Below are 11178 nucleotides of genomic sequence, written 5' to 3'. Positions count from 1 at the left end.
ATTCTCACGAGCAGATCAGCGGTACCCGAGGCGACTTTGCAGGTGAACAGGCCCGCGGCGATGGTGAGAAGGAACTGCAGGAGTGTCGCTGGGCCGAGTTGGAGTGCGAGTTCTCGGGCATGCTCCGCCAGAGGTAATGGCCCCGGAAAGACGGAGCCAGACTGATCGGAGCCAGTGCCTTGATCTTCGTTCGCACCTTCCCGCTTATCCGAAAAGCGACCACGAAGAGGGTACAGGAAAGGGTCGCGGCGCGCGAGGGTGACACCGGTCGTGGTGTCGCCGCGAGCGACGGGGCCGCCGAGGGGCGGCGGGGGAGGGGGCGGAACCCGTCGACGGGGCCGGAGCCCCGCGTCGGGACACGCGCCGTTCACCTCGGTGTACGCCGCACGGTGCCGGTTTCGTCACCGGAGGGGCGTGTCGTCCGGGGCGGCTGAGGGGCGCTGTCCGACACCACTCCGCGAGGTTTTTCGGCGTGTACGGAGTTGCGCCTTGCTTCCCGGGCCGACGTGCGTGGACATTAGCTGACGTGCGCGGGCATTTGTCAGCGACGCCTGGCTCCCGGCTTCGGAACTTTCTCGGAGACAAGTGTGCCAGGAGGCCGGATGAACCTCGCGGCCCTCCCGAAAGCAGGACCCGAGCCAGTTCGGGAGGGAACGGAGAGAACGCACGAACTGCCCTAGCCATTCACAACGTATGGGGATGGAACCGGCTGAGAATAATCAGTGTGCCGCGCCAGTGGTCACCGCCTGGTGGCCGACTGTTGGCCGACAACTGGGCCTTTGTTCAGCCATATCTAGAAAGGTTGCTTCCCGCCGGTCCCCCTGGCCGGTTTTGCTCCCCCTCCCCCGCAGACCGGAGGCAACTGGATGCCAACGACACATTCACGACGTGCGCAAACGCCGAGTGCTCCGCGGACACGCCGTTACTCTCGCGCGGCGCTGGCGGCCTCGATGGCCGCCGTCATCGCCGGTTCCCTGACCGCGGTGTCCGCCCCGGCCGCGGCGGCGCCGTCGGAGAACTTCGACGACACCGCCTACCGCGGTGAGATCGAGGTGGTCCGCACCCCGACCGGAGCCGCCGCCGACGCGGTGCTGACCGGCCGGGTGTTCGTCGACGCCGACCGGGACAGCGCCAGCGGCGGCGAGGAGGCCGGCCTGTCCGGCGTCATGGTCACCAACGGCCGGGACGTGGTGCTGACCGACAGCGAGGGCCGTTACGAACTGCCCGCGTTCGACAACATGACGGTGTCCATCACGCAGCCGTCGGGCTACCAGGTGCCGATGGACGAGCACAACATCCCGCAGTTCCACTACAACCACCTGCCCGAGGGGTCGCCGGAACTGCGCTACGGCGGGATCGAGCCGACCGGACCCCTGCCGTCCGCGGTCAACTTCCCGCTGGTGGAGAGCGAGCTGACTGCCACCGACGCGCAGAGCTGCATCATGGCCGGAGACCTGCAGACCTACGACCGGCAGGAGATCGAGTACGCGCGCGACGGCGCCATCGCCGACCTGGCCGCGCGCCACGACTACGCCGGCTGCGGCACGCTGTTCGTCGGTGACGTCGTCGGCGACGACCTGTCGCTCTACCCCGAGATCAAGGACCTGGTCGCCGAGACCAACGGCCCGGCCCGCTTCCTGCCGGGCAACCACGACCTCGACTTCGACGCCCCCGACTCCGAGCACTCCTTCGACACCTACCGCGCGCAGCTGGCCCCGGAGTACTACTCCTACGACGTCGGCAACACGCACATCATCGCGCTCAACACCGTCGAGTACCCGTGCGTCGCGGCCGAGGACAGCCCCGAGGGCATCGAGGCGCACTGCGCCGACCCGGAGGGCGACCCGTCCTACAACGGCCGCCTCGACGAGGACCAGCTCGCCTGGCTCGAACGCGACCTGGCCAACGTCGACCCCGGCAAGCTCGTCGTCGTCGCCAGCCACATCGGTCTGCTCAACTACGCCGACTCCACCTCCCCGGTGCACCAGACCGACCAGGTCCGGCGCGTGCACGAGCTGCTGGAGGGCCGCAGCGCCGTGGCGGTGTCCGGCCACAGCCACAGCATCGAGAACCTCAAGACCGGTGACGGCGCCAAGGGCTGGAACGACCTGTTCGGTGTCGAGGGCCTGCCGTTCCCGCACATCACCGCGGGCGCGATCTCGGGTGACTGGTACTCCGGCGCGATCGGCGAGGAGGGCTACCCGACCGCGATCGGCCGCGACGGCGGACGCCCCGGCGTGGTGACGCTGGACATCCAGGGCAGCGAGTTCCAGGAGCGCTACACCGTTACCGGCGAGTCCGACGACGTGCAGACGCAGCTGGGCATCAACAGCCCGACCTACCGCGAGTGGGTGGAGGCGCGCCAGGAGTGGAACGGCAACCCGGTGGGCGAGGCCCCCGAGCTGGAGGAGCCCCTGGTGGTCGACCGCAGGGACCTGGCCCACGGAAGCTGGCTGACGACCAACTTCTTCTTCGGCTCCACCGGCTCGACGGTCGAGGTCAGCATCGACGGCGGACCGGCACGGGAGGCCACCCGCACCCAGCAGATGGAGGGCGAGGCCGTCAACGTCGGCGTCGAGTACTCCGACCCGTACGCGGTCGCGCAGCAGCTCGTCCACGGCGGCAGCCTGGCCAACCGGACGATGCACCTGTGGCGGTTCGACCTGCCCCGGAACCTGCACACCGGTGAGCACACCGCCGAGGTGACCGCGACCGACGCCTACGGCCGCGAGTTCACCGACGTCCTCGAGTTCGAGGTCGTCGGCCGGAGGTAGTCGCGCCTTCGCGGCAGGAGGGCCGCCATCCCGCACGGGTGGCGGCCCTTCGCCTCGGCCGTTCAACCCCCGTCGCGGCGGAAGAGGAACAGTCCGTACCGCGCATTGGGGTCCAGCCACCGGGCCCTCAGACCGAAACCGTGCGCCCCCACCTCGTCGGCCAGCCCCTGAACGTCGAACTTCACCGAGTAGCCCACGTTGACGAACCGCCCGCGCGGAACGCGCACGGTCAGTCCCAGACCCGGTACGGGCACCGTCCGGTCGGCCCGGGCGCGAAGACGCCCCTCCACGGTGGTGGTGTCCGCGTCGTAGCGCGCCTCCGGGACGAAGTCGTCGAGCACGAAGTCGGCGCCGTAGAGGTCGTTCAGCCGTGTGAGGTAGTTGAGCCGGAAGTCGGCGAAGGCCGAGTGCCCGGTGGGATCGTTGTAGCAGGTCTCCAGGGCCTCACGGCCCTTGTCCAGGTCGGCGGAGACCAGGAAGGCCTCGCCCGGGCGCAGGGTCCGGGCGATCTCGCCCAGCAGCGCGTCGCGTTCCCCGCGGGTGGCGTTGCCGAAGCTGCTGCCGAGGAAGACGATCGCGAGCGGCTCACCGGGGTGGGTGCGCAGCCAGTCCAGACCGGCTTCGTAGCGTCCCCACAGGCCCGTGACCTCCAGCCGGTCCAGCTCCGCGCACAACTCGGCGCCGCTGGACTCCAGCATGCCCCGGTCGACGTCGATCGGCAGGTAGGCGGTTTCGCGCAGGCGCAGACAGCTCTCCAGCAGCAGCCGTGTCTTCTTCGCGCTTCCGCTGCCCAGCTCGGCGACGCGCCCGCAGGCGAGCAGTTCGGCGATCTCCGCGGAGTGGCGCTCCAACAGGTCGCGTTCCACCCGGGTCAGGTAGTAGGTGGGCAGCTCGGTGATCCGCTCGAACAGCGCGGAGCCGACCGAGTCGTAGCCGAGCCAGGGCGGCAGCCGGGGCGGTGACTGCCGCAGGCAGTCGCGCACCACGGTGTCGTCCGGCACCGCGTCGCCCCTGTCGGCGAGCGGAAGGACACGGGCCCGCACCGCTGGTCCAGGTGTTCTCATGGTCTCCTCACGTCCGTCCCGTCGCTTCGCGCAAGCTCGACTCGCCCCGGCTCCACCGGCGCAGGAGGTACTCCTCCAGCCGGGTGGCCAGGAGAGTGCTGGCGCGGACGCCGAACACGATGTCAGAGGCCAGCTCGGGTTCGGTGCTCAGCAGCGGCGCGATCACCTCGCGCCGCAGGAGCTGCTCGTGCACCGCGTCGGCCTCCACGTGCTCGGCGTAGAACCGGATGGCGGCCGGACCGCAGTCCAGCCTCCGCATGGCCTTGACCAGCCGGTCCGAGCCGGGGGAAGAGGTGAGCTCGACGGTGGCGAACTGCCCGATCAGCGCCCCGCGCAACCCGCGGTGCAGACCGCACAGCGACATGAAGTTGACCTCGGCCAGCATCTCGGCGGGGGCGGAGTCGAGATAGGCGCCGTAGTCCGCGCACAGGCCCAGTTCGGCCATCATGTCGGCGAAGAGCGTGGAGTGCGTCCGCTCGGGGTCTCCCGCGCCGTACTCGTCGTGCTGCACGGTCACGAGGGCCGCCTTGGCGGGACCGTGCAGGCGCGGGATGACGAAGGTCTGCGGGTCGGCCTCCTTCAGGTGGTAGAGCGAGCGGAGGGCGACGTACTCGCGCAGCTGCCACAGCTGCCCGTGGCGGCGCAGGTGGTGGGAGGCGCCGAACGCGTCGACGTGCTCGACCAGGAGCGCGCCGATCTCGCTCTCGACGTCCGTGCCGGGGGCCACCTCGTCCCTGAGCGCGCCGAGGAAGGCCCGCTCCAGTTCGGCGCGCAGCGCCAGCAGCGCCGGATCCCACTCGCGGTCGGCGTCGACTCCCCCGAACCCGCGGTAGTGGAGCTCGTAGCAGCAGTAGAGGGCGAGCTGAAGGTCCTCACCGTAGGGCGGGGAGCCGTCCACCGGGGGGAGCCCGGTCCGGTTCCCGCGCAGCGCTTCCAGGACCGCCTCGGAGACCGGGCCGCGGGGAGCGGGCAGCGTCGGCGCCTCCGGCGTCGTCATGGTCATGGGCCGTGCTCCTTCCCTCCGTCGCCGCGTACACGCCGACGGTGGCTGGTGTCGCAGAACGGGCGGCGCCTGCTGCGTCCGCACACGCACAGCGCGGTGACCGCCCGGTCGCTGCGCACACGCGTTCCGTCGGGCGTCTCCACGTCGACCGGGCCGTAGACGAGGACCGGGCCGTCGTCGGTGACGACGATCCGGCGACGGTCCTCAGCCATGACGCGCCTCGATGACCACGAGTTCCTCCTCCGTCTGGTCGGGGCCGAGCAGTCCTCGGGCGCGCAGCGCCGCGGCACGCGCGCGCAGCACCGGCCCGAACGGGATGCGGGCCCTGGCGAGGACCTCGGGCACCAGCCCGGCCTTCCTGAGCTGCTCCAACGTGGCCTGCTCGTCCGCGAGTTCGGACTGCACGAGCAGCAGCGCGCCGTCCTCGTTGAGCACCGAGGACGCCCCCGCGCAGATGCGGTCCAGCAGGATCCGTCCGTCCGGCCCCGCGTCCCAGCACCTCGCGATCCGGTGGCGGGGCAGCCGCCGGCCGGAAGCGGGCATGTAGGGCGGGTTGGCGAGCACGAGGTCGAAGCGGTGCGGGGCCACGGGGGCGAACAGGTCGCCGCGCCGGACCTTGGCCGGGACCCCGTGTAGTCGGCTGTTGAGCCAGCTCGCCAGCACCGAGCGGCGCGACAGGTCGATCGAGGTGAGGCTGGCCGCACCGGCGCGGAAGGCCTCGATGCCCAGCGCCCCGGTGCCCGAACCGACGTCGAGGACGGAGCGCCCGGCGACCCGGCCGTGCTGGCGCAGCACGGTACGGAGCAAGGAGGTGTCCTCTTGGGCTGGGTAGACACCCGGTGGCCTCATCAGCAGCATGGGGCAACCACTACCCGGTCCCGAACCCTCCAACCGCCGCGCGGGTCCTGCGCGTGATGGCCGGTGACCGTGGGTGACGCGTCTTTCGGGAGGGGGCGTTCGCCGGGTGGGCGGCCCCTGGCCCCCGCCCGGACCCGGGAGGAGCTTCTCGGGCTTCCAGCGGTACGTCGACGCGCGGGGCGACCGAGCCACCCCGGCGCCCGGCACGGAAAAGGGGGAGACCACCGGCGGCCGGTACGCCAGTATCTGAGCATGGAAATGTCCGACGTCACCCGTGCGATGGCGGTCGCGACCTCGGTCGCCGCCTCGCTCGGCCTGCCGACCAGCGGCGCGACCGTGCTCCACAACTCGAACAAGCTGGCGCTGCGGCTGACCCCGTGCGACGTCTTCGCCCGGGTCGCCCCCGTGGGACAGGAGGTCGCGCGGTTCGAAGTGGAGCTGGCCCAGCGGCTCGTCGCGGTGGGGAGCCCGGTGTGCCCTCTGGAGCCCCGGGCGGACCCGCGCGTGTACACGCGCGACGGCTTCACGGTGACGCTGTGGACCTACTACGAGCCCGTAACGCCCCGCGTCCCACCGGTCGAGTGCGCCAAGGCGCTGGAACTGCTGCACGCCGGCATGCGCGAGGTCGACGTGCCGAGCCCGCGGTTCACGGACCGGATCACGCAGGCGCAGGACATCGTCGCCGACCCGGAACGCTCGCCGGAGCTGGCCGAGGCGGACCGCGTCTTCCTCAGCGGCAGGCTGGCGGGCCTGCGGCGGACGATCGGGGAGCGCGGCGCCGTGGAGCAGTTGCTCCACGGAGAGCCGCATCCGGGCAACGTGCTCAGCACGGAGAACGGCCCGTTGTTCATCGACCTGGAAACGTGCTGCCGCGGACCCGTCGAGTTCGACCTCGCCCATGTGCCCGAGGAGGTCTGCGAGCACTACCCGAACATCGACCAGGGGCTCCTGGACGAGTGCCGACAGCTCGTCCTCGCGATGGTCGCGGCGTGGCGCTGGGACCGCGGCGACGAGTTCCCGAACGGGAGGCGCTTCGGAGAGGAGCTCCTGCGCGCGCTGCGCGGCGGTCCCCCCTGGCCGACACTCGACACGATGAACAAGCGGCTGGGCGGCCTGTAGTGGCCGACGGAGTCCACGTGAGAACGGCGGGGCTTGGAGACCCCTCAACCGGCTTCAGGGATTCCGGTCAACGCTGTCCTGAGCGGTGGGTTCGCCATCTGTTCCGTCAGATCACGAGCGACGGGCGTGCCCATGTCATGTACGCCGTTGTTCTCCACCTACCGCCAGGGCGAGGCGGAACGTGGAGTCCTGCTCTAGAGAACCAAGGCGGGCACCGTGTGAAGGACGTCCTCATAGCACTCGAAGCACTGACCGGCTGCGATCCGGGCCGGCGAGACCTGGCCGCCGAGTTGCTCGGAGATTTCCTGCGCGGCGCCATGCTTGACACGGCCACCGCCTGCCTGGTCGTCGGCCGCCTGATCAACCTGGCCGTTATCGAATCCGTGGTCAAAGTCCGTGAGTCCGCCCTGAACGCGGTCAGCGAAGCGTTCGACCACTACAGCCTGCCTCTGGGCCTTGTCGAACCGCTGGCCTCAGCCGCGAGGACGCTGGAACCCGAACTCCTCGAATACGCCCTGCAGATCTTCGGTGCCACACAGGACCCGCGAGCACGGTCGCTGATCGAGCCCTTCCTCCACCATCCCGACCCGAACGTGCGCGAGGAAGCCCGCCTCGCACATGCCGAGGTCGCCATGTCCGCAACCCTTGGCCATGGCTCTCCGTAGGGCGGACGCCCAACACCCTCTTGAACCCCAGTTCGTCGAAGCCGCGCCGAAGTAGGAGTTCGACCCCCCGATCTGGAGGAGGTGCGTAGGCGGGTCGCGATGGCGGTGGACGTGCGCACCGAACCATCCACCGTTGAGTGTGGCTGGGGGAGTGGTTGGCGGGCAAACCCGATCTGGCCACGGGAACCCGGGTCTCCTATGCCGGGCACATCCGCACTTACCTCGTCCCGCACCTGGGCCGGCTGCGGTTGGACAAGCTCCAGGCTCGCCACGTCGAGACCATGTTCAACCTCATTGAGGAGACCAACGCCCACATCCTGGAGTGCCGCGAGTCCGACGATGTGGAGGTGCGTTCCTCGGTCAGGGGGCGCCGGGTGATCTCGCTGTCGACCAAGCACCGCATCCGCGCCACCTTGCGCAGCGCCTTGTCCGAAGCCGTCAGGCGTCCGGATCTGCCGGTGTCGGTGAACATCGCCTCGCACGTACGGTTGCCTTCCTGTCCGAGGAAGCGTCCGCTGGTATGGACTCCGGACCGGGTGCGCCAGTGGAAGAAGGACGGCACGGTGCCGGGAGAGGTGATGGTGTGGACCCCGGGGCAGACCCGCACTTTTCTGGTGCACGCGAGGAAGTATCCGTGGTTGTATCCGTTGTTCCATTTGGTCGCGGTCAAGGGCCTGCGCCGGGGTGAGGCTGTGGGGCTGCCCTGGTCCAACACCCGGCTGACGGACGGGCAGATCGACATCCGCGTCCAGGTCGTACAACTCGCGTGGGAGACGATCACCTCCACCCCGAAGAGCGCAGCGGGGCAGCGCACCATCACCCTGGACACCGACACCATCAAGGTGCTGCGGGCCTGGAAACGGTTCCAGAACGAGGCCCGTCTCAAGGCCGGAGCGGCGTGGACGGACACCGGTTTGGCCTTCACCCGTCAGGACGGTTCGGGGTGGCATCCAGGGCAGGTCAGTGACTGGTTTCTGCGCATCGCCAGGGCAGCGGGGCTGCCGCCGATCACGTTGCACGGGCTCCGCCACGGGGCCGCCTCACTGGCGTTGGCCGCCGGGACGGACGTGAAGGTGGTCTCGGTCGAGCTCGGGCACGCGACCACGCATTTCACCCAGGACACCTACCAGTCGGTGTTCCCGGATGTAGCGAAGGCGGCGGCTGAGGCCACCGCCGCGCTGCTGCGCGGCCCGGCTCCGGTGAGGGCCGGGTAGCCGAACTGGCGAGCACACTCCGAGCCATACGGCGTCACCGACCCCAGGCCAGTGCACGGGTTCACCCCGGCTGGCCTGGGGTTTCCTCGCGCTCGGGAGCGGTGGCCGATCAGATCAAAGGCCTGATGGCGAATATGAGCCCTTCAGTCTTGCCTATGAGTCGATAATTATTGTGAGACGCGTTGAAATTAGTATGCCAACGAATCAAATGCTAGATTTACGATATTTCCAGTGATGGACGTCTTCCAGCCACCCCTCGGAGGAGGATACGTCAATCGCCAGATCAATTAGTGAAGTAGTTGAGTCATTGCTTTCGAAAAGCTCCCACTCGTTCTCGGAATTTACTCTCCAGAGTGAAGCTTCTCGCGGATCTGATTCTATGATATGGGGCCAAAATTGTTCAATGCAATTAAGGGCTGATCTTGGGCGCCCCAAGGCAATGTAGCAGCAAGCTTTGTTGTAGGTGTTGGTTGCCGGCACTTCATAGTTTAGATCAGAAGCGATTTCCAAGTGCTGCAGCGCTTTCTGTGGATCTGTCGGGATTAGACAGAAGCCAAGATTGTTGTGCGCTTCCGGATCAGAGGGATTTTGCTTAGAGGCAAACTCGAATATCGACGCCGCCTCGATGTTGCGATTATTTTTTAGTAGCGTCCTCGCATATCTAGTCATGTCAGATACCCGAAATACGGAGGCTGTTCTACTGTTGTCTTTCTGTGGCGCACTCCGGACGGTGCGCCGGGCAATCTCTGCGTTGAGAATTTCTTGGCTCACTGTCCTTTCGCCCATCAGACTTTCGGGGCACGGTGGGGAAATTTCTCCGGCTTGCCACAGGTATTCCAAGTGGAGGGAAGATTCTTTCCAGTCTCTTGGAAATGTTTCCGAAAACCGGTCAACGGCCCAGGAATACTGGTTGCAGATTTCTTCATCGGGGATGTCTTCATTCCACCCTGTTTTCGGATGGATCTGACTTGGTGGATTTAGTTCAATAATGTCGTGGATGGGTGCTGATTTTATCCACCGAGTTACGGCAGGAAAAGATTTGTCCACGATTTTGGCGATGTAATCTTCGACCTCCGCGAATGGGGTGGCTCCTCCCTGCCAATTTGAGGGTGTGTTCGGTATTTTGAGTGCAGTGGCCCAGGATTCATTGTCAATTTTTGACTGCTTATTTTCGGGGGAATTGAGAATTGGGAAGACTCTCCCGGCGATAATCTCGCCAACGACAGATGCGGAAATTTGTCGCCACATTCCGTAGCGAATCAAGGAAGCCGAGTCCAAGCCCCTCCTGGTAAGTTCATTGGCCGCAGTTAGAGGGGATGGAGGTTGTTGCGCAGGATCTTCCTGGGCAGATGCCACCTCGAAGGCACTGCGGAGGGTCAAGACCAGGCTGACAGTGCGCCACTGTGTGTAGTCAACTGATCGGCGGTCCTCTAGCAGGTGCGCTCGTGCATCGAAGGGTCGTGCAGCGTCCAACTTTGGGCACCTTCCGCCAGTGATGTCTCCGTCAAGTCTCTCACAGCCTGGTTCACAGACGACAAGATCCTTGCTAAGATCTTGGGTATGATCCTAGCAAGAGGTGGCTCACATGGATGACACGATCTTCCAACCTTCAGACCTTGCTGGTGCCAAGAGGACTGAGTTCCTTGACGCTGCGCGTGAGGGTCTGGCTCGCTTGCGGGACAAAGATGGTACAAGCCTAGTGATGCTCCCTGAGAGCAAGCTGCAGCTTCTGCAGACTCTCACTAAATGGTGGGAGTGCTACACGAATCTCGAGTCTGTTCTGCAGCGAGGTGCCCGCCCTAAGGTTGCCGACTTGGGAGAGCTCGCGTGGCTGCGTCAGTTCGACCTTGATGACTTGAGAGAATTCTCTGATGAGTTGCATGAAGCACTAATTGCAGCTGGTGCCGACGGGGATGCAAGAGTGCTGAATGAATGTGTTCATCAATGGCATGTTACTGCCCGGCAGCTTGAGGACCCCCTGAGGCGTTCCATCCTCCTGGGCAATCCTGTCGGTGAAGATTTTATTGAGGTTGATGAGCCAAATGTCGACGGGTAGTGCGTACAACCCCTACCGTCCTGCTCGTCGCCCTGGAGGGAAGCCGGAGTCAGCTCCACGTTACCGCATCTTGGTCCACCGTAGATTCTTCGGCCATTATTCGGAACTGGTTGATCGCGTGGGGATCCAGCAAGCTTGTCAATTCTGGGATCATGTTGCCACCAGGCCTGGCGAGCCTGACCCGATCGCTTCCACCTGTTTTCTCAAAGGTAAAGCTGGCAAGCCTATTGAAGATGGCTGGTCAAGGACTGTTCATTACGAGGTGAGCAGTTCTGCGAGGATCGACTATCAGTTTAACGATGCTTACAAAATTAACTCTGATGGAGATCTGCATCCAGTGGTCTTCATACTTACCATAAATTACAGCAGTCACTGATTTCCGTATGGGCCTACGCTGCAGATGGTGCTCCTGGTGTTATTGGCCA

At 66.1% G+C, this 11178-nt stretch carries 9 protein-coding genes and 1 pseudogene; 5 read left to right on the top strand and 5 right to left on the bottom strand.

Annotation, left to right across the window (positions count from 1 at the left end):
* Positions 1-950: 950 nt before the first annotated feature.
* On the top strand, positions 951-2774 hold the full coding sequence (locus ACSTA4_RS22435) for a calcineurin-like phosphoesterase C-terminal domain-containing protein (protein ID WP_444960895.1): 1824 nt from the start codon (positions 951-953) through the stop codon (positions 2772-2774).
* Between the two features lie 62 nt (positions 2775-2836).
* Here the strand turns inward: ACSTA4_RS22435 and ACSTA4_RS22430 are convergent, their stop codons facing one another.
* The 4 genes from ACSTA4_RS22430 to ACSTA4_RS22415 are packed head-to-tail and all read right to left on the bottom strand — an operon-like array spanning position 2837 to position 5690.
* Positions 2837-3838 (bottom strand): L-histidine N(alpha)-methyltransferase, encoded by a 1002-nt coding sequence (locus ACSTA4_RS22430; protein ID WP_444960894.1) that lies wholly within the window; start codon positions 3836-3838, stop codon positions 2837-2839.
* A 7-nt stretch (positions 3839-3845) separates the two neighbouring features.
* Positions 3846-4841: an iron-containing redox enzyme family protein gene (locus ACSTA4_RS22425; RefSeq protein WP_444960893.1), complete on the bottom strand. Its 996-nt coding sequence runs from the start codon at positions 4839-4841 to the stop codon at positions 3846-3848.
* The gene (locus tag ACSTA4_RS22420) at positions 4838-5053 is read right to left on the bottom strand and encodes a CDGSH iron-sulfur domain-containing protein (protein ID WP_212643192.1); all 216 of its coding nucleotides are present in this window, start codon (positions 5051-5053) and stop codon (positions 4838-4840) included. The genes ACSTA4_RS22425 and ACSTA4_RS22420 overlap by 4 nt, the downstream gene beginning before the upstream one ends.
* Positions 5046-5690: a HemK2/MTQ2 family protein methyltransferase gene (locus tag ACSTA4_RS22415; RefSeq protein ID WP_444964244.1), complete on the bottom strand. Its 645-nt coding sequence runs from the start codon at positions 5688-5690 to the stop codon at positions 5046-5048. The genes ACSTA4_RS22420 and ACSTA4_RS22415 overlap by 8 nt, the downstream gene beginning before the upstream one ends.
* A gap of 261 nt (positions 5691-5951) precedes the next feature.
* On the opposite strand from ACSTA4_RS22415, the gene ACSTA4_RS22410 reads away from it, so the two are divergent.
* The 3 genes and pseudogenes from ACSTA4_RS22410 to ACSTA4_RS22400 all read left to right on the top strand — a co-directional run.
* A complete protein-coding gene (locus ACSTA4_RS22410; RefSeq protein ID WP_444960892.1) occupies positions 5952-6818 on the top strand; it encodes a phosphotransferase family protein in 867 nt (288 codons plus the stop codon).
* Positions 6819-7036: 218 nt separating this feature from the next.
* Positions 7037-7483, top strand: coding sequence for a hypothetical protein (locus ACSTA4_RS22405; RefSeq protein WP_444960891.1), 447 nt, complete (start codon positions 7037-7039; stop codon positions 7481-7483).
* A 66-nt stretch (positions 7484-7549) separates the two neighbouring features.
* Positions 7550-8697: pseudogene (locus ACSTA4_RS22400) on the top strand (tyrosine-type recombinase/integrase); the annotation flags it as partial.
* 204 nt (positions 8698-8901) lie between these two features.
* On the opposite strand, the gene ACSTA4_RS22395 reads toward ACSTA4_RS22400, so the two are convergent.
* The gene (locus ACSTA4_RS22395) at positions 8902-10053 is read right to left on the bottom strand and encodes a tetratricopeptide repeat protein (protein ID WP_444960890.1); all 1152 of its coding nucleotides are present in this window, start codon (positions 10051-10053) and stop codon (positions 8902-8904) included.
* Between the two features lie 229 nt (positions 10054-10282).
* Between ACSTA4_RS22395 and ACSTA4_RS22390 the strand changes: the two genes are divergently transcribed.
* Positions 10283-10753 (top strand): hypothetical protein, encoded by a 471-nt coding sequence (locus ACSTA4_RS22390; RefSeq protein ID WP_444960889.1) that lies wholly within the window; start codon positions 10283-10285, stop codon positions 10751-10753.
* Positions 10754-11178: the final 425 nt, after the last annotated feature.

The organism is Nocardiopsis sp. M1B1, assembly GCF_052466615.1.
Note: the sequence above shows the minus strand (reverse complement) of the source record. Positions and strands in the feature narration are given on the sequence as shown.